Here is an 18800-nt window from a genome sequence, read left to right as displayed (position 1 = left end):
CCGGCGGCCCTTTCGGCTGCGGGATTGGGGAATCCGATGTCGATGGAAAACCAGAGGAATGACCACGCCGTGGTCGGCGACGCCGTCCTGGCGCCGGTCGAGGCGGGGGCGCGGATCGTCAGCCTGGACGTCATGCGCGGTCTGGCGGTGCTGGGCATATTGGCCGTCAATGTCACCTCGTTCGGCCTGCCCTTCATGGTCTATGGCGACGCGGACCTCAGCCCCTTTCCCGTGACCGGCGCCAACGCCGTGGCGCGCTGGGCGGTGGATGTCTTCTTACACCAGAAATTCATCACCCTGTTCTCGATGCTGTTCGGCGCCTCGATCTTCCTGGTCGGGGGCGAGCGGGGCGATGCGGCGCGCGGGCGTCTGCTGCGACGGCGGCTGTTCTGGCTGGCGGTCATCGCCCTGATCCACGGCCTGGCCTTCTGGTACGGCGACGTCCTGCTGCTGTACGCTTGGTCCGGCCTGTTCGTGATGCTGATGCGGTCGTTCTCCGCCCGGCTGCTGATCGGGATCGGCCTGGCCGTGACCCTGGCGCTGGGCGCCATGCAGGCGGGCGCGGCTTGGCTGATGGTCGCCGGCCCGCCGGTGGTCGTCGACGCCATGAGCGAGGGCGGCCCGCAGTATTCGCTCGACGCCGTCAACGCCGCCATCGCCGCCTATCGCAGCGGCTGGGCCGGGGCCATGGGCCAGAACCTGACGGCCTGGCTGTTCCTTCAGGGCGCCAGTCTGAGCATGTTCGTCTTTTCGACCGTGGCCCTGATGATGACGGGCATGGGCCTGTTCAAGGCGGGTTTCCTCAGCGGCCGGGCGCCGACGAGGCTCTATCTGGCGGTCATCGCGGTCGGCGGCGCGGTTCTGGCCCTGCTGGGCGTTCTGGAATGGGCCGAGTTCATGGCGCCCCGGGGGAGCCACCCGACGCGCGGCCTGTCGGAGGTCGTCGCCTCCTTCCCGATCTTCATCACCCTGGCCTATGTCAGCCTGATCGTCCTGATCACCCGGCACGGGGCGTCGTGGCTGGCGCCCCTGCGGCCGGTGGGCCAGATGGCCTTCACCAACTATCTGACCCAGACCCTGATCATGACCAGTCTGTTCTACATGCCCTGGGGTCCGCGCCTGTTCGGCCAGGTGGACTATGTCGGCATGTGGGGCCTGGTGGCGGCCGTCTGGGCGGTTCAAATGGTCTGGTCGTCGCTATGGCTGGCGGCCTTCCGCATGGGGCCGCTGGAGTGGGTCTGGCGCTGTCTGACCTACGGCCGCTGGACGCCGATCCGAAAAGCGGGCTGATCGCGCTTTTATCGCAGGCGCGAAGGGATTAACTGAGGGCCATGGCCGCCCCGGATACTCCTGCCGAAACCTTCAAGCGCGCGCTGGGCCATGCCGCCCGCGCCCTGGCCGAACAGCCCGAACTGGAGGTGGTGTTCGGGTCGGACGGTCCGCGGCTGGCGGGCGGGGTCCTGACCCTGCCGCATCCGCCGCGCGACCCTTCGGGACCCGAGAGCGCATCCCTGCGGGGCCAGGCCGACCGGCTGGCGCTGCGCCTGGCCAATCACGACGCGGCCATCAACGCCCGGATGCGGCCCGTCGACACCAAGGCGGCCGAGGTGTTCGACGCGGTCGAACAGGCGCGGGTCGAGGCCGTGGGCTCCGAATATCTGGCCGGGGTGCGCGACAACATGGGCGCCGCCCTGATCACCCGGCTGGAAAAGACCGGCGCCCTGCGCATCGCCGACGCGGACCGGGTGCCGGTGGCCGAGGCCGTGGCCCTGCTGGTGCGCGAGCGCCTGACCGGCCGCCCTTCGCCCGACGGCGCCAAGTCCATGCTGGACCTGGTCCGCGCCGGCATCGAGGCCAAGGCCGGTGACAAGCTGGACGCCCTGGCGGCGACCGCCGGCGACCAGGCGGGCTTCGCCGAGAAGATGCGCGAGGTGCTGCGCGCCCTCGACCTGGATCCCGGCGACGGCCGGGGCGAAGACTCCTCCGAGGATCCCGGCCAGGACGAACCCGATCCCCAGGACCCCGAAGCCAGCGACGAGCCGGACGAGGACGAGGACGAACAGGGCGGCGAAGGCTCCCAGTCGATGGAGGGGGACGCCGACGATCAGTCGTCGGAGGACGAACGCGACAGCCGACCCGAGGGCGCGCCCGGCGACCCGCAAGGCGACGCCTCCGAGGACGGACCCGAACTGAACGAGGGCCAGCAGCCCAATCGCCAGCAGACCGCCGACGACGGTCGGGCCGTGGATTTCTATCGCGTCTTCACCACCGCCTATGACGAGGTGGTGGACGCCGCCGACCTGTGCGACCCGATGGAGCTGGAGCGGCTGCGCAACCTGCTGGACCAGCAGCTGACCATCCTGTCCAGCGTCGTCTCGCGCCTGGCCAACAAGCTGCAGCGCCGCCTGCTGGCGCAGCAGAACCGGTCCTGGACCTTCGATCTGGAAGAGGGGATGCTGGATACGGCGCGCCTGACCCGGATCGTCACAGACCCCACCGCCCCGCTGTCGTTCAAGGCCGAGAGCGAAAGCCCGTTCCGCGACACGGTCGTGACCCTGTTGCTGGACAATTCCGGCTCGATGCGCGGGCGGCCGATCATGGTGGCGGCGGTCTGCGCCGACATCCTGGCGCGGACCCTGGAGCGGTGCGGGGTCAAGGTCGAGATCCTGGGCTTCACCACCCGGGCCTGGAAGGGCGGACAGAGCCGCGAAGCCTGGATCAGCGCCGGCAAGCCCGCCAATCCGGGCCGCCTGAACGACCTGCGCCACATCATCTACAAGGCCGCCGACGCCCCCTGGCGCCGGGCCAAGAAGAACCTGGGCCTGATGATGCGCGAAGGCCTGCTGAAGGAGAATATCGACGGCGAGGCCCTGCAATGGGCCCACAACCGCCTGCTGGCCCGGACCGAGCAGCGGCGCATCCTGATGGTCATTTCCGACGGGTCTCCGGTCGACGACTCGACCCAGTCGGCCAACGCCGCCCTCTATCTGGACAAACACCTGCGCCAGGTGATCGCCGAGATCGAGGACCGGTCGCCGGTCGAGCTGCTGGCCATCGGCATCGGCCATGACGTGACCCGCTGGTACCGCAAGGCCCTGACCATCGTCGATGTCGAACAGCTGGCCGGGGCCATGACCGAGAAACTGGCCGAACTGTTCGAGGCCGAGGGGGCAGCCGGCCCCACGCGCCGGACGCGGAAGAAACTGGCCGCATGACCCGGTTGCGCCGTCTGGCCGCCGTCTGGGCCGCCCTGTCGCTGACGGCCTGCGCCACCGCGCTCAGCGCGCCCCAGCCGAACCTGGCGGGGATGGACGGCTGGACCTACGCTCCGGCTGAGCTGAAGGCTGTCGGCCTCGGCCTGCCCGGCGCGGTCCTGGCGCCGGGTGTCCATTTCGCGGGCGGGGTGGAGATCGTGGCCGGCCTGGGTTCGCCGCTGCACGGTCTGTCGGACCTGAAACTGACCGGCGACGGCGGCTTCGTGGCCGTGTCGGACGCCGGAGACCTGGTGCGCGGCGAGCTGCGGCTGGACGCCCGCGGGCGGCTGATCGGCGTCGATCGTCTGGCCACGCGTCGGCTGACGCTGGAAGACGGCGGACCGATCATAGACAAGGTCGACGGTGACGCCGAGGGTCTGGCCCTGACCCGCTCGGGCGACCTGTTGATCAGTTTCGAACGCCGTCATCGCATCTGGAACTATGGCCCCCTGTCGGCCCTGAAGGCGCCGACGCAGGCGTCCTCGCCTGACGCCGTCTTCCCCGACAATGAAGGTCTCGAAGGTCTGGCCGCCGCCCTTCCGGGAGACCGTCAGGACGGTTGGCGCGCGGCGGGCGAGACGGGCGGCGTCTGGGATTGCACGTCCGCCGGATGCCGCCTCGTCGCCTCGCAACCGACCGAAGCGCCCCAGGGCGCCGATTATCGCAACACCGGCCTGGATCGCGACCCGTCCGGCGACGGCTGGTTCATGGTCCAGCGCCGCTACAGCCCGCCGTTCGACATGCGGGGCCGTCTGCGTCGTCTGTCGTCAGACGGAACGCGGGGGCCGGTGCTGATCGAGCTGAAACTGCCCGGCACGACGGATAATTTCGAGGGGGTGGCGGCCGAGCGGCGCGGCCGGGCGACGCGGCTTTATCTGCTGTCAGACGACAACGCCAACCCCGCCCAGCGCACCCTTCTGCTGGCTTTCGACCTGCGCTGAGGCTGCTCAGGCCGCCCCCGCCCACTGGGTTGATTCAGGCTCGCTCGCCACAGACCGCAGCGCCTTGACGAAGTCGTCGCGCCAGATGCCGACATCGGTGTCGCGCACCACCTGCATCAGGGCCTCCCATTTCCGGATTCTTTCGGACAGGGGCATGGTCAGGGCCTTCTGGATGGCGTCCGACAGTTCCTCGCGGCTGTAGGGATTGACCAGCAGGGCCTCGCCCATCTGTTCCGCCGCCCCGGCGAACCGCGACAGGATCAGAACGCCGGGATCGTCGGGGTTCTGGGCCGCGACATATTCCTTGGCCACCAGGTTCATGCCGTCGCGCAACGGCGTCACCAGCCCGACCTTGGCCGCCCGATAGATGCCCGCCAGCTGATCGCGGCGATAGGTGCGGTTCAGATAGCGGATCGGCTGCCAGTCCATGTCGCCGAAAGCGCCGTTGACCCGTCCCGCCAGGGAATCCAGACGCGCCCGCAGATCCTGATAGGAGTCCACGTCGTCGCGCGAGATGGGCGTCACCTGCAGCAGGAAGACCTCGCCCCGCATCGAGGCGTTGTCGTGCAGGAACTGCTCATAGCCCAGCAGCCGTTCCTCCAGCCCCTTGGAATAGTCCAGCCGGTCCACGCCGACGATCATGGACCGGAAGGCCGCCGACGCCGCCATCCGGTCATAGGTCCGGGCGCCCAGCGTCGAGTTCCGCGCCGCCAGGAAGCCGTCCACGTCGATGCCGATGGGGAAGACGCCGGTCTGGACCCGCCGTCCGAAACATTCCAGCCCGCCGTGGCCGAACAGTTCGCCCTGGGCTTCGCTGACCACATAGTCGGTGAACAGGTCGCTCCATTCCTGGGTGTGGAAGCCGATCAGGTCGAAATCGAACATCGACTCCACCAGTCGCCGGTGGTGGGGCAAGGTGACCAGCAGCTGACGCGCCGGCCATGGCGTGTGCAGGAAAAAGCCGATCCGGTTGCGGATCCCCAGGCGGCGCAGGTCCCGCGCCATCGGGATCATATGATAGTCGTGAATCCAGATGACGTCGTCCGGCTGGATCACCGGCGCCAGAACCTCGGCGAACCGTCGATTCACCCGCTCATAGCCCTCGCCGTAGGACCTTTCGTACTGGGCCAGATCGATGCGGTGATGGAACAGCGGCCACAGGGTCTTGTTGGCGTAGCCGTTGTAATATTCGTCGACGTCCTGCGGCTCCAGATCGACCAGGCCGACCGTGACCCCGGCCCGGTCCTCCACCTTCATCTCGCCGGTGAAGGTCTCGATCGTCTCGCCTGACCAACCGAACCACAGCCCCTCGTATTTTCTCAAGGCGGCGGACAAGGCCATGGCCAGCCCGCCGGCCGAGCCGGCGGCAGGATCGGTGGGGGCCGAAACCCGGTTGGATACGACGATAAGACGGCTCATGATTTCACTTCGGCAACGACCCCAGCCCCGGGGTCAGACACGGCGTTCGGCGGTTTAACGCACGTCGGTCCAAGAACGGCTCAACATCACGGCGCAATTGATGATGCCGACCAGAGAATAGGTCTGGGGATAGTTGCCCCACAGTTCGCCATCCTCGACCGAAATATCTTCGCTCAGCAAGCCCGCCTCGGTGCGACGGCTCAGCATTTCCTGGAAAATTTCCCGGGCTTCTTCGACCCGGCCGTTCTGGTGCAGGGCTTCGATGAACCAGAAGGTGCAGAAGTTGAACGCCGTCTCCGGTTCGCCGAAATCGTCCGGTTCGACATAGCGGAACAGGAAGGCGCCCTTCTTCAGATCGCGTTCGATGGCGTCGAAGGTGGCGACCTGACGCGGGTCATGGGCGTCGAGGAAACCCAGATCCGTCAGTTGCAACAAGGAGGCGTCCAGTTCGCGACCGCCGAAACTGGCGGCGAACCGCCCCTCGTCCGGCAGGAAGGTCTCGCTCTCGACCCGCTCGCGGATGATCGTGGCCCGTTCACGCCAGACTTCGCCCCGCGCGCTGAGGCCCAGATGGTCCGCCGCCTTGGCCAGACGGTCGCACGCCGCCCAGCACATGACCGACGAATAGGTGTGGACGCGGGCGATGGTGCGGAACTCCCACAGGCCGGCGTCGGTCTGGTCATGCATGGCGAAGGCCCGCTCGCCGACCTTCTCCAGGGCGTGGAAATCCTCGACCGTGCCGGGACGCAGCAGACGCTGGTCATAGAAGGCCTGAACCAGAGGCAGGACGATCTGTCCGTACACGTCGTGTTGCAGATGCTCGTGCGCCTGATTGCCGATCCGCACCGGCTTCATGCCGCGGTAGCCCTCGACCGTATCGACGATGCTCTCGCCGATGCCGGGCTCCAGACCCACCCCATAGACCGGCTGCACATGGCCGCCCGCGGCGTCATCGACCAGATTGCGCAGATAGCCGAGATAGTTTTCCAGGATGTCGACCGCGCCCAGCCGGTTCAGCGCCCGCACCGTATAATAGGCGTCGCGGATCCAGCAGTAGCGATAGTCCCAGTTGCGGCCGCTCTCCTTGAACTCGGGCACCGAGGTGGTCATGGCGGCGACGATGGCCCCCGTCTCCTCATAGGCGCACAATTTCAGGGTGATGGCCGCGCGGATGACCGCCTCCTGATAATCCAGCGGCAGATACAGTTTGCGCACCCAGTCCTGCCAATAGGCCACGGTGCGATCCAGCGCCGCCTGAACCCCGGGACCGACGTCCTGATCATAGCCCTCGTCCGGCCCCATGAAGAAGGCGTGCGGCCTTTCCAGGCGGAACACCCGTTCTTCCACCACATGCGACACCGGACAGTCGGTGGTCAGGCGGAAGGTCACGTCGGGACACATGAAGCGGATATGGTTCGAACCGGACGTGCAGGGCGCCGGCCGGGCGCCCCAGTCGGCGGACGGCCGCAGCCGGATGCGAATGCGCGGCGTGCCTTTCAGCGGCCGCACGATCCGTCCGAAGGCCAGGGGCCGATAGGTGCGTGAGTGTTTCGGATGGCGCGGGGCGAAGTCGATGATCTCGACCGCAGCGCCGTCTTCCGCCGTCAACACCGTGCGCAGCACCGGCGTGTTGCGGATATAGGCTTGGCTGACCTGCTCCAGCCCCTCCAGTTCGACGGACCAGTAGCCATGCGCCGGATCCTCGCCGTTCATCAGGGACGAGAAGACCGGATCGCCGTCCACGCGCGGCGCACAGGCCCAGACGAACCGGCCCTGACGATCGATCAGGGCGCTGATGGCGCAGTTGCCGATGGGGAAGAGATCAAGATTGGGTTTCATCGGTTCAGGCCTTCGCCACGGCTTCGAGCCAGGTCAGGACGGCGTCTACGTCGTCCAGTCGATAGCGGGCGGCCGTCTCGCGTTGCGGGCCCACCAGCACGCCATATCCGCCCAGAGCCGCCGCAGCCTCGAACCCGTGTTCGTCGGTCAGGTCGTCGCCCAGCATGACAGGGATAGCGTCCTTGAACGGGGCGTCCTGCATGAAATCGGTCACGGCCGTGCCCTTGTCGGCGCCGGGCGTCTTGAGTTCCAGCACCATATGGCCGGGTTGCAGGCTCAGGCCCGTTTCGGCCTGCAAGCGTTTGGCCAGGGCCTTGGCCGCGTCCGTCTGATCTGGCGCCTGACGATAGTGCAGCCCGGCCGAGACACCCTTGTCCTCGACGATGACGCCCGGCCGATCTGCGGCGAAGGCCTTGAAGCCGGCCAGGGCCACGGCGACGCCAGCATCAGGCGCGCCGCGGCGGATGGACTTGTCTTTCAGACGACGCTCCAGCCCGTGCACGCCGGAAGCCGAGGTCAGGGCGTGATCGGAAATCCGGTCGATCTCGGCTATTGTCCGGCCACTGATGATAGCGACACGGCCCGCCAGTCGCGCTTCGACCGCCTTCAGCGCGGCCGTTCGACGCGCGACCGGTCCAACGCCGTCCGGCGTCGGCGCCATGGGCGCCAGAACGCCGTCCATATCCAGGAACAGGGCGATCCCGTCCGCGACGACAGGCGGCGGTGGCAGCAATAGAGCTTCTGCTCCGGCGTGAGACGGCATGTGGCGTGCACTCATTTTGACTTCCCCAGCACCTCGTAACGCGCCACTCCGGCAAAGGTTGACCCGAAAGCGACAAAGTCGTCTGAAAGGACACGTTGCGCGCGGCCTTGGGATGGGGCAGATCGCGCGCCTCGCACCAAGGAGAGCCCACAAGGGGCCTGACAGACCATGACCGAGATCGCCCACTCGTCTCCCGATGACATCGCCGCCATGACCGATCGCGCCCGCGACGTGATGCGGCTGAACATCGAGGCGCTGGAGGCCTTGGAGCGGTCGATCGACGTTTCGATGGCTCGCGCCGTCGATGTCATCATGAGCCGGCCGGGCTATGTGATCGTCACCGGCATGGGCAAGTCGGGCCATATCGGCGGAAAGATCGCCGCCACCCTGGCCTCGACCGGCACCAGCGCCTTCTTCGTCCATCCCGCCGAAATGAGCCATGGCGACCTGGGCATGTTGCGCCCGGACGTTACCGTCCTGGCCATTTCAAACTCGGGCGAGAGCCGCGAACTGCGTGATCCGCTGATATTTTGCCATCGCAACGGCATACCGGTCATCGCCATCACCCAGCGGCCCGCCAGTTTCCTGGGCCGCAACGCCGCCGTCTGCCTGACCATGCCCAAGGTGGCCGAGGCCTGCCCCAACGGCCTGGCGCCGACGACTTCGACCCTGATGACCCTGGCCCTCGGCGACGCCCTGGCCATGGTGCTGATGGACCGCCGCGCCTTCAGCGCCATGGACTTCGGCCTGCACCACCCCGGCGGCGCCCTGGGCATGAGCCTGCAAAGCGTGCGCGAATGGATGGGAGACAATGCAGCGGCCCCGGCCAGCGTGCCCCTGAACGCCAACTTCAGTGAAGTCGTTTCAGCCATAACCGAGGGACGAAAGGGCGCCGTCGCCGTGCTTGACCTGGACGGGACGCTGGCGGGGATCGTCACCGACGGCGACCTCCGCCGCGCCTTCCAGCGCGACACCACCAATCTGACGGCGGCCGACATCATGGGTCCCAATCCCATCACCGTCGATCCGGACGCGCGGATGAGCGACGTCGTCGATCTGCTGACCGCGAACAAGATCGCCAACCTGTTTGTCGTCGAGGAAGGCCGGCCGACCGCCATCGTCCACATCGCCGAACTGATGCAGGCCGGCTACGTCGCCTGACGCCTCGAACATGCGAATCCTCTACGACGCCAGCCGGCTGATGAGCCGGGCCGACCGTTCAGCCCCCACGGGAGTCGATCGGGTCTGTCTGGCCTATGCCGAATGGCTGCTGTCCCGCCCCGACGTCGTCACCATACCGGTGAGGGGCCGCAAGAACCGACTGGTGGCGGTCGATACCGAGTGGTTCCGCCGGTTCGTCGGCGAACTACGGGCGCGGTGGAATGGGGCTGCCGATGCGTCGGGCGATCCGGCGCACGAGGCGCGGCTGCTGGCCGCGCTGACCGCATCGGTTCGCCCGAACCTGTCGGTGATCAGCCCGCCGCCCGCGCCGTCGCTCAAAAAGCCGGCGGACAGAAGCCGGGTGCTCAAACAGTTTTTCCGCTCGCGCCATGTCGTCGCGCCGCCGGCCGCCGATCTCTATCTCAACGTGGGCCACACCACGCTGCACGAGCCGACGGCCTTGATTGAGCTGGAGGCGGCGGGTGTGGAACGGGTTGTTCTGCTCCACGACCTGATTCCGATCACCCATCCGGAATTCTGCCGTGCCGGCGACGGCGCCAAACATCACGCCCGGGTCGCCAACACCCTGCGATACGCCAGCCGCGTCATCGTCAACTCGGCCTCCACAGGCGACGAGCTGCGCGCCTTCGCCTCTCGCGAAGGCCTGCCTCAACCGCCCGTCCATGTCGCGCACCTTGGGTTGGAGCCCGTCTTCATCGACGGCGACATCGTAGAGACGACCCGACCGTATTTCGTTCATGTCGGCACGATCGAGGCCCGCAAGAATCTGGCGCTTCTACTGACCGTCTGGCGGCGGCTGGAAGAACGGCTGGGCGAGAGGACGCCGTCCCTTGTGCTGGTCGGGCGCTACGGTTGGGAGAATGAGGCGGTGCTGGATCATCTGGAACGGTCGCCGAACCTGCAAGGCGTCGTGCACCAGGCGTCCAACCTCTCCGACGTCCTGCTGGCGCGGTTGATGCGGGGGGCGCGGGCGGTTCTGGCGCCGTCTTCGGTCGAAGGCTTCGACCTCCCGGCGGTCGAGGCCCGCGCCATGGGGCTGTCCCTGTTCGCTTCGGACATTCCGGCCCACCGCGAACTCACGCCCAATGCGGTGCTGATCGATCCGCTGGATGGGCTCGGCTGGCTGGCGGCGGTCGAACGCGCCGCCCAGGAAAGACCCGCGCCGCCGACGCCTCAGTCGGCGCCGTCCTGGGCGGGACATTTCGACATCGTCGCCGAGGCCATCGGTCTAACGCCGGCTTCGCCTCTGGCGGGCGTCTCCAAAGACTTGTAATCAGTCCGCGAACAAGGGCCGTCCTGCTTCATGACTCGCACCATCCTCCCCCTCGCCATCGTCGCCATTCTGGGCGGGTGCTCCACCCTGCCGCGTGACGGACCTTCAGGCGCCTCGATCAACGCCGGCGCCACGACGCCCCAGGGTCTGGGCAGCTACGCTCTGGTGCCCCTCACCTATGAAGCCACCGAACGGATGAAGGCGGTGCCGCCCCAGTTCTTCGGCACCCTGGTCGCCGCCTCCAGCGAGCAGCCGGCCGATGTGATCGGCATTGGCGACACCCTGGCCATCTCGATCTACGATCCCTCGGGCTCCCTGTTCGGCGGCGCGCTCGGCAGCGGCTCCAGCGCCAATCGCTCTCTGTCGACCCTGTCCGGCGGGTCCCAGGCCCTGCCGGGCGTGACCGTCGACCGCAGCGGCTCGGTCGCCGTGCCCTTCGCCGGCCAGGTCCGCGTCCAGGGTCTGACGGCGCCCCAGGCGGCGGCGGCCGTTCGGCGCGCCCTGGTCGGCAAGGTCGCCAATCCCCAGGTTCTGGTCGGCATCGCCGACAACGCCTCCAATACGGTCAATGTCTTCGGCGACGTGCGCCGGCCCGGTCGCGCGCCGCTGGGCGTCAACAGCGACCGGATTCTGGACGTGATCGCCGCCGCCGGCGGCTCCGCGCGTGAGACCGACGACCTGACCATCAGCGTCCAACGCGGCGGCCAGACCTATACGGCCCCCATGACCGCCGTGACGACGGAGTTCGGCGAGAACGTCCGCCTGCAACGCGGCGACGTGATCAATGTCCAGTACAAGCCGCGCCGCTTCTCGACCTTCGGCGCCCTGAATGCGGTGACGCAGGTCGACATGCCCGCCGGGGTCATGACCCTGACCGGCGCCATGTCGAAGGTCGGCGGACTGAACACCAATACAGCCAACGCCCGTCGCGTGATGGTCTTCCGCTTCGAGCGTCCGGAAGTGGCGCAAGCCCTGGGGATCAACCAGCCCGCTACCCCGCGGGGCGTGCCCGTGGTCTATGAGCTGAACTTCAACGAGGCGGCCAACGTCTTCGCCGCCACCAATATGCAGATCATGCCGGAAGACGTGATCTATGTGCCCCTGGCCGGCGCCGCCGAGGCGCGGAAATTCTTCGAGTTCGTTCAGACTGTCACTCGCGTGGTCTATGACGTGTCGGTGACCAGCGCCGTCAACATCGACTGAGGTGCTGGGGCGCTGGCGGATCCTGCTGTCCCAACTGAGCGGCCCCGCCGCGTCCGGTCGCCTTCGAAGGACAGACGACGACAGCGCGGCGGCGGCTCCCTTCGACCGTCCGTCCGATCTCGAGCCGTCTGCGCCAGACCCTCTGGAGATCGCGCTCGTCGAGATCGAGACCGGCGCGCTGGAAGTCTATGCCCGCGCCGGACTCCCGACTAAGCCGGGCCATTACCGCAAGGCGCCGGGCACGGAGGCCTGGACCTTCATCGCCGCCACGCTGTCGCCAGAGGCGCGCTTCGCCCTGACGCTGGACCACCCCTCAGAGATGGGTTGGCGCTTCGCCCGCCTGCAGGACCTGGGCGCGAGGTCCGGCCGGGCGGACCTTCGCGCGGCGTCCCGTCTGCTGAACGAGATCGCTGATCTGCGGGCCGCCCGTCGCGGAGTTCTCAAAGAAGATCATCTGTTGATCGCGCTGGAATTGGGCGGCGCCTGGCGCGCGCTCAGGGACTCAAAGGCCGTAACCGCGTCGCGCCTGACCCTGACGCCTCCCCGATCCGAACCGCCCAAGGCCGCTAAGACGCCCCGGAAACCCCGTGCGAAGCGCGACAAGTCGTCCGAGGCGCGCTAGGAACGCCGCCTTCCCGAACGCCAGAGTCTGCCCATGTCCGACGCGCCCGAATATCCGCCCGAGACCCGTCCGGTCGGACGCATCATCGCCATGCCGGCGGACACCAACCCCGAAGGCGACATCTTCGGCGGCTGGCTGCTGGCCCAGATGGACGTCGCGGGCGCCACCCCGGCCTTCGAACTGGCCCAGGGCCGCTGCGCCACAGTGGCCCTGGACGGCATGGTGTTCCACCAGCCGGTCGCCGTCGGCGACGAGGTCAGCATCTACGCCGACGTCATCAGCACCGGCCGCACCTCGATCCGCATCCATGTCGAGGCCTGGAAACGCGCGCGCGGTCAGCCCCTGGCGACCTCGGTCCGCGTGACCCAGGGCGTCTTCACCTATGTGGCCATCGACGAGAACCGCAAGCCGCGCCCGCTGCCGGGCAAGGAATAGGCGCAAATCTTGACCTGACGCCGGGGCGCGCCTACGTCCCGGCCATGGCCATCCGACGTATCCTCACCATCGACATCCCCGCCGACCTGGCGATTCTGAAACAGGTCTCCAAGCCCGTCGCCGCCGTGGACGACGCCGTGCGTGCGCTGATGGATGACATGCTGGAGACCATGTACGCAGCGCCGGGCATCGGTCTGGCCGCCGTTCAGGTCGGGGCGCTGGACCGGGTCATCGTCATGGACCTGGGCGATCGCGACGGCACGATCTGCGAAACCGAGGAAGAAGACACGCCGGAAGCGGCCGAGGCGCGCAAGAACCCGCGCTTCTTCGCCAATCCGGAAATCCTGTGGACCTCGGACGAGCTCTACACCTACGAAGAGGGCTGCCTGTCGATCCCCGAGTATTTCGACAAGGTGGAACGCCCCGCCCGCGTCCGCATTCGCTATCTGAACCGTGACGGTCAGTCGGTGGAGGAAGAGGCCGAAGGCCTCTACGCCGTCTGCATCCAGCACGAGATGGACCACCTTAACGGCGTGCTCTTCATCGACCATCTGTCGCGGCTCAAGCGGGATCGCGCCGTGACCAAGGTCAAGAAGGCCGCCCGCGACAGGATCGCCGCCTGATGACCAAACGCACCTCACGCCTGCCCCGCCGCGGCCAGTCCCTGGTCATCGACACCCAAGGCCGCCGTCGCCTGACCCGCAGCCAGAAGATCGGCGTCGCCGGGGTCGCGACCCTGGCCGGCGTCGCCCTGCTGGGCGTGGTGGCGGGCCTGCTGCTGGACCGGCTGCTGGACTTCGACGACGCCCTGGACGCCGGCGGCGAGTGGGATGAGGGCGGCGGCGTCTTCACCCGCTGGCAGTAGGCGACCTAAAGTTCTAAAGGCGTGCCCATGCGCCTTGCCTTCATGGGAACTCCCGATTTCGCCGTGCCGTCTCTGGCCGAGCTTCTCGCCTCGGGCCACGAGATCGTCGCCGTCTATTCGCAGCCGCCGCGCCCCAGGGGCCGGGGCCAGAAGCTGACGCCGTCGCCGGTTCACGCCTTCGCCGAGACCATGGGTCTGCCGGTCTTCACGCCCGACAGCATGAAGGCCCCCGAGGCCGTCGCCGACTTCCAGAGCCTGGACCTCGACGCCGCCTGCGTCGTCGCCTACGGCCAGATCCTGAACGCCGAGGTGCTGGCCGCGCCCCGGCTGGGCTGTCTGAACCTGCACGGCTCGCTGCTGCCCCGCTGGCGCGGCGCGGCGCCGATCCAGAGGGCGATCATGGCCGGCGACGCCGAGACCGGGGTCCAGATCATGCAGATGAGCCTGGGCCTGGACGAAGGCCCGATCCTGCTGGGCGAGGTGATGGACATCCGGCCCGACGACACGGCCGCCAGCCTGTCCGAACGCATGGCCCATGTCGGCGCCGGCCTGTGGCCCCGCGCCCTGGCCGCCATAGATCGCGGCGGCGTCACCCCCACCGAACAGGTCGGCGAGCCGACCTATGCCCGCAAGATCACCCCCGCCGAGGCCCGCATCGACTGGACCCGTCCGGCGGCCGAGGTGGACGCCCATATCCGCGGCCTGTCGCCCTTCCCCGGCGCCTGGTTCGAAGCCCCGTCAGAAGCGGGGCCGGTTCGGATCAAGGCCCTGCTGTCGGCCCTGGCCGACGGATCCGGCGCGCCCGGCGCGGTGCTGGACGACGCCCTGACTGTCGCCTGCGGAACCGGCGCCGTGCGCCTGATCCGGGTTCAGCGCGAGGGCAAGGCGGCGCAATCGGCCGAGGAGATGCTGCGCGGCTTCGCCCTGCCGGCCGGGACCGTGCTCGGCTGATGCCGCGCTACAAGCTGACCCTCGAATACGACGGCACGGCCTATAACGGCTTTCAGGCCCAGGCGGACCAGCCGACGGTTCAGGGCGCGGTCGAGGCCGCCATACTGGCCTTTTCAGGCGAGCGTATCCGCATCGCCGCTGCGGGCCGCACCGACACCGGCGTCCATGCGACGGCCCAGGTGATCCATGCCGATCTGGAGCGCGACTGGCCGGTGGACACCGTCCTGAACGCCGTCAACGCCCATCTGATCAAACAGGACGTCTGCGTCCTGTCGGCCGAATACGCGCCCGATCCCGACTGGCACGCCCGCTTCTCCGCCACCGGCCGGGGCTATCTGTACCGGATCCTGAACCGCCGCCCCCAGCCGGTGCTGGAGCGCGACCGGGTCTGGCACGTCAAGAAGAGCCTGGACGCCGAGGCCATGCACCAGGCGGCCCAGGTCCTGGTCGGCCTGCACGACTTCACCACCTTCCGCGACGTGGGCTGCCAGTCCAAGTCGCCGGTCAAGACCCTGGACGTGGCCCGCGTCAGCCGGTTCGGCGAGGAGGTGCATCTGGTCTTCCAGGCGCGCAGCTTCCTGCACCGCCAGGTCCGGTCGATGGCCGGCACCCTGGTCGAGGTGGGTCTGGGCCGCTGGACCGCCCATGACGTCAAGGCGGCGCTGGAGGCGAAGGACCGCGCCCGGTGCGGCCCCGTCGCCCCCTCGGCGGGGCTCTATCTCAGCGGCGTGCGCTACGACTGAACCCCGCCTGGGGCCGGGTCAACCGCGCTGCTGAACCAGAACCTCGGCGATCTGCACCGCGTTCAGGGCCGCGCCCTTCCTCAGATTGTCGTTCGAGACGAACAGGGCCAGGCCGTGCTCGACCGTCGGATCGGAGCGCACCCGGCCGACGAAGACCGGGTCCTGGCCCGCCGCCTCCAGCGGGTTCGGCACGGCGGTGACGACCACGCCCGGCGCCTGGGCCAGCAGCTCCAGCGCTTGGGCCGCCGACAGCGCCCGATCGAACTCGACATTGATCGACAGGGAGTGGCCGGTGAAGACCGGCACCCGCACACAGGTGCCCGAGACCGGCAGGCCGGGGATCTCCAGGATCTTGCGGCTCTCGTCGCGCAGCTTCAGCTCCTCGTCGGTATAGCCGTCCTCGCCGAGCGTATAGTTCAGGGCCACGACGTTCGCGGCGATCGGCACGACCCACTTCTCGGGCGCGCCGAAGTCCACTGCCCCGCCGTCGCGGGCCAGGGCCGCGCCCTGCCCCACGGCCGCGCGCGCCTGGTCCTCCAGTACGCGAATTCCCTCGACCCCGCCGCCCGAGACGGCCTGATAGGTCGAGACCGTCAGACGCTTCAGCCCCGCCGCATCGTGCAGGGGCTTCAGCACCGGCATGGCGGCCATGGTGGTGCAGTTGGGGTTGGCGATGATCCCCTTGGGCAGGTGCGCCAGGGCGTGGGGGTTCACCTCGGCGACGACCAGCGGCGCCTCGGGGTCGCTGCGCCAGGCGGAGGAGTTGTCGATCACCACCGCCCCGGCGGCGGCCACCTTGGGCGCCAGGGCCTTGGAGGTATCGCCGCCGGCCGAGAAGAAGACGATGTCCAACCCGGCGTAGTCGGCGCTCGCCGCGTCCTCGACCACGATCTCGGTCTCGCCGAAGTGGATGGTCTTGCCTGCCGACCGGGCCGAGGCGAACAGGCGCAGCGAGGCCAGCGGGAAGTTCCGCTCGGCCAGAAGGCCGCGCATCATCTCGCCGACGAGGCCGGTGGCGCCGACGATGCCGACGTGAGGAGGATTGGACGGGGAAAAGGACATTCAGGCGTCTCCTGGAAGGATGGAGGCGCGGGGTTCAGCCGGATCGACCGCCCCGCGCATCGGCGGGGCTTGGGATCGGGGTTCGGCGCTTCAGACCTCGCGCACACCCGAAACCGCCCCGCCGAAGCCGGTGGTTTTCGAGGTAATCGCATTGGTCAGGGCGCGGGTCACGGCGACGCTCTCTAAGGGCGAGACTTGTCACTGTAAACTGGCTAACGCGAAAAAAAAATGGCGTGAAGGCGGGCGTCAGTGGCTCGTGCACGCAATAAAGCATCGGCCCCTGCCGTTCTCACGTCATCCTCGAGTCAAGCCCGAGGATGACGTGGCTGGGCGTCGCGGCTCAGACCTTGGACAGGATCAGCGTGCCGTTGGTGCCGCCGAAGCCGAAGCTGTTGGACATGACGTGGGTCAGTTCGCCCTCGTGGCGCTGGCGCAGGATGGGCATGCCCTCGAAGGCCGGATCGAGGGTCTCGATATGGGCGCTCTCGGCGGCGAAACCGTTCTGCATCATCAGCAGGCAGTAGATGGCCTCCTGCGCGCCCGCCGCGCCGAGCGAGTGGCCCGTCAGCGACTTGGTCGAGGAGATCATCGGCATCTGGTCGCCGAAGACGGCGCGCACGGCCTCCATTTCCTTGGAGTCGCCGACCGGGGTCGAGGTGCCGTGCGGGTTCAGATAGTCGATCCGGGGATTGCCGGCCTGTTCCAGCGCGATCTTCATGCAGCGCTGGGCGCCCTCGCCCGAGGGGGCGACCATGTCGTAGCCGTCGGAGTTGGCGCCGTATCCGGTGACTTCGGCCAGAATGGTCGCGCCACGCGCCTTGGCCCGTTCGTATTCCTCCAGCACCACGATACCGGCGCCGCCGGCGATGACGAAACCGTCGCGGTTGACGTCATAGGCGCGCGAGGCGACGGACGGGGTCTCGTTGAAGTCCGACGACATGGCGCCCATGGCGTCGAACATGTTGGACATGGACCAGTCGATGTCCTCGCAGCCGCCGGCGAAGACCACGTCCTGCTTGCCCCACTGGATCTGTTCGACCCCGGCGCCGATGCAGTGGGCGGAGGTCGCGCAGGCCGAGCTGATCGAATAGTTGACGCCGCGCATCTGGAACCAGGTGGACAGGACGGCCGAGGGGCCGGACGCCATGGCTTTCGGCACGGCGAACGGGCCGATCCGCTTGGGCGAGCCCTTCTCGATGGTGGTGGCCGCCGCCTGCAGGATCACCTGGGTCGAGGGGCCGCCTTCGCCGACGATCAGGCCGATGCGGTCGTCCTTGATCTCGTCCGCCGTCATGCCCGAGGACTTCAGGGCTTCCTCAAAGGCGATGTGCGCCCAGGCGGTGCCGTTGGCCAGGAAGCGGGCGGCGCGACGATCGACCAGTTCTTCCCACGGGCCGATCCTGGGCGGCGCCCAGACCTGGCTGCGGAAGCCGTATTTGGCGTGATCGGGCGCATGGACGACGCCCGAACGGGCCTCGCGCAGGGACTGGGTCACCTCTTCGGCGCCGTGGCCGATGGAAGAGACGATGCCCAGGCCGGTGACGACGACACGACGCATGGTGTTTCCTTCTTAAGCTTCTCGACCCGAGCTTCTCGAGCGGGGGCCTTCCGCGCTGTCCGCGGTTATATAGGCGTTTAGGCGCCCGCTTGCTCATCCTTGGCGGCGCCAAAGAGTCCCACCCGCATGTCGTTGCAGGTGTAGATGACCTCGCCGTCGGCCTCCAGCACGCCGTCGGCGATGCCCATGACCAGTTTGCGATTGATGACCCGCTTCAGGTTGATCTTGTAGACCACCTTCTTGATGTCCGGGGTGACCTGGCCCGTGAACTTGACCTCGCCGACGCCCAGGGCGCGGCCGCGGCCCGGACCGCCGATCCAGCCCAGATAGAAGCCGACCAGCTGCCACATGGCGTCCAGGCCCAGGCAGCCGGGCATGACGGGGTCGCCGATGAAGTGGCACTGGAAGAACCAGAGCTCGGGATTGATGTCCAGTTCGGCCTCGACATAGCCCTTGCCGTGGGTTCCGCCGTCGGCCGAGATCTGGGTGATCCGGTCGAACATCAGCATCGGCGGGGCGGGCAGTTGGGCATTGCCGGGACCGAACAGTTCGCCGCGCCCGGAGGCGAGCAGGGCCTCGTGATCGAAGGACGAGGGATATTGGGACTGGGTCAAGGCGGTTCCGTTACGTCTGCTGTTGCTGGCGGGTTACACGACCGCGCGACTTCGCTCAACACCAAGGGTTACGGCG

At 68.1% G+C, this 18800-nt stretch carries 18 protein-coding genes; 12 read left to right on the top strand and 6 right to left on the bottom strand.

Annotation, left to right across the window (positions count from 1 at the left end; genetic code table 11):
• Positions 1–36: 36 nt before the first annotated feature.
• Genes AC07NC_RS01995 through AC07NC_RS01985 form a run of 3 tightly spaced genes read left to right on the top strand, consistent with a single transcriptional unit; the run spans position 37 to position 4195 of the window.
• Positions 37–1290, top strand: a complete 1254-nt coding sequence (locus AC07NC_RS01995; RefSeq protein ID WP_494568442.1) for a DUF418 domain-containing protein — start codon at positions 37–39, stop codon at positions 1288–1290.
• Positions 1291–1331: 41 nt separating this feature from the next.
• Complete coding sequence (cobT, locus tag AC07NC_RS01990; protein WP_494568441.1) at positions 1332–3215, top strand: cobaltochelatase subunit CobT; 1884 nt, start codon at positions 1332–1334, stop codon at positions 3213–3215.
• A complete protein-coding gene (locus AC07NC_RS01985) occupies positions 3212–4195 on the top strand; it encodes an esterase-like activity of phytase family protein (RefSeq protein WP_494568440.1) in 984 nt (327 codons plus the stop codon). The genes cobT and AC07NC_RS01985 overlap by 4 nt, the downstream gene beginning before the upstream one ends.
• A gap of 6 nt (positions 4196–4201) precedes the next feature.
• Here the strand turns inward: AC07NC_RS01985 and AC07NC_RS01980 are convergent, their stop codons facing one another.
• From AC07NC_RS01980 to otsB, 3 genes are read right to left on the bottom strand one after another with little or no spacing between them, the layout of a single operon-like run.
• Positions 4202–5614 (bottom strand): alpha,alpha-trehalose-phosphate synthase (UDP-forming), encoded by a 1413-nt coding sequence (locus AC07NC_RS01980; protein WP_008264209.1) that lies wholly within the window; start codon positions 5612–5614, stop codon positions 4202–4204.
• A 54-nt stretch (positions 5615–5668) separates the two neighbouring features.
• Positions 5669–7453, bottom strand: coding sequence for a glycoside hydrolase family 15 protein (locus AC07NC_RS01975; protein ID WP_494568439.1), 1785 nt, complete (start codon positions 7451–7453; stop codon positions 5669–5671).
• A 4-nt stretch (positions 7454–7457) separates the two neighbouring features.
• The gene (gene otsB, locus AC07NC_RS01970) at positions 7458–8186 is read right to left on the bottom strand and encodes a trehalose-phosphatase (protein WP_035308587.1); all 729 of its coding nucleotides are present in this window, start codon (positions 8184–8186) and stop codon (positions 7458–7460) included.
• A gap of 198 nt (positions 8187–8384) precedes the next feature.
• On the opposite strand from otsB, the gene AC07NC_RS01965 reads away from it, so the two are divergent.
• Genes AC07NC_RS01965 through truA form a run of 9 tightly spaced genes read left to right on the top strand, consistent with a single transcriptional unit; the run spans position 8385 to position 15490 of the window.
• A complete protein-coding gene (locus AC07NC_RS01965) occupies positions 8385–9377 on the top strand; it encodes a KpsF/GutQ family sugar-phosphate isomerase (protein WP_008263429.1) in 993 nt (330 codons plus the stop codon).
• A gap of 10 nt (positions 9378–9387) precedes the next feature.
• Positions 9388–10671: a glycosyltransferase family 4 protein gene (locus tag AC07NC_RS01960; RefSeq protein WP_008259324.1), complete on the top strand. Its 1284-nt coding sequence runs from the start codon at positions 9388–9390 to the stop codon at positions 10669–10671.
• Between the two features lie 30 nt (positions 10672–10701).
• Positions 10702–11874 carry a polysaccharide biosynthesis/export family protein gene (locus AC07NC_RS01955; protein WP_008264281.1) on the top strand — a complete coding sequence of 391 codons (1173 nt, stop codon included), beginning with the start codon at positions 10702–10704 and terminating at the stop codon, positions 11872–11874.
• Position 11875: 1 nt separating this feature from the next.
• A complete protein-coding gene (locus tag AC07NC_RS01950; protein ID WP_035308592.1) occupies positions 11876–12496 on the top strand; it encodes a hypothetical protein in 621 nt (206 codons plus the stop codon).
• A 33-nt stretch (positions 12497–12529) separates the two neighbouring features.
• Positions 12530–12931: an acyl-CoA thioesterase gene (locus AC07NC_RS01945; RefSeq protein WP_008260913.1), complete on the top strand. Its 402-nt coding sequence runs from the start codon at positions 12530–12532 to the stop codon at positions 12929–12931.
• 44 nt (positions 12932–12975) lie between these two features.
• Positions 12976–13554: a peptide deformylase gene (gene def, locus AC07NC_RS01940; RefSeq protein ID WP_008262368.1), complete on the top strand. Its 579-nt coding sequence runs from the start codon at positions 12976–12978 to the stop codon at positions 13552–13554.
• The gene (locus AC07NC_RS01935) at positions 13554–13796 is read left to right on the top strand and encodes a hypothetical protein (protein ID WP_008262062.1); all 243 of its coding nucleotides are present in this window, start codon (positions 13554–13556) and stop codon (positions 13794–13796) included. Before def ends, AC07NC_RS01935 begins: the two co-directional genes overlap by 1 nt.
• A gap of 27 nt (positions 13797–13823) precedes the next feature.
• Positions 13824–14747: a methionyl-tRNA formyltransferase gene (fmt, locus tag AC07NC_RS01930; protein WP_008264402.1), complete on the top strand. Its 924-nt coding sequence runs from the start codon at positions 13824–13826 to the stop codon at positions 14745–14747.
• A complete protein-coding gene (truA, locus tag AC07NC_RS01925; RefSeq protein ID WP_008259305.1) occupies positions 14747–15490 on the top strand; it encodes a tRNA pseudouridine(38-40) synthase TruA in 744 nt (247 codons plus the stop codon). The genes fmt and truA overlap by 1 nt, the downstream gene beginning before the upstream one ends.
• A gap of 18 nt (positions 15491–15508) precedes the next feature.
• Here truA and AC07NC_RS01920 read toward each other — a convergent pair whose 3' ends face one another.
• From AC07NC_RS01920 to fabA, 3 genes are all read right to left on the bottom strand, one after another.
• Positions 15509–16552, bottom strand: a complete 1044-nt coding sequence (locus AC07NC_RS01920) for an aspartate-semialdehyde dehydrogenase (RefSeq protein ID WP_494568438.1) — start codon at positions 16550–16552, stop codon at positions 15509–15511.
• A 340-nt stretch (positions 16553–16892) separates the two neighbouring features.
• A complete protein-coding gene (gene fabB, locus AC07NC_RS01915) occupies positions 16893–18110 on the bottom strand; it encodes a beta-ketoacyl-ACP synthase I (RefSeq protein ID WP_494568437.1) in 1218 nt (405 codons plus the stop codon).
• 77 nt (positions 18111–18187) lie between these two features.
• Positions 18188–18724 carry a 3-hydroxyacyl-[acyl-carrier-protein] dehydratase FabA gene (fabA, locus tag AC07NC_RS01910; protein WP_292148387.1) on the bottom strand — a complete coding sequence of 179 codons (537 nt, stop codon included), beginning with the start codon at positions 18722–18724 and terminating at the stop codon, positions 18188–18190.
• Positions 18725–18800 lie beyond the last annotated feature (76 nt).

Source organism: Brevundimonas sp. GW821-FHT10A07 (assembly GCF_059415785.1).
Note: the sequence above shows the minus strand (reverse complement) of the source record. Positions and strands in the feature narration are given on the sequence as shown.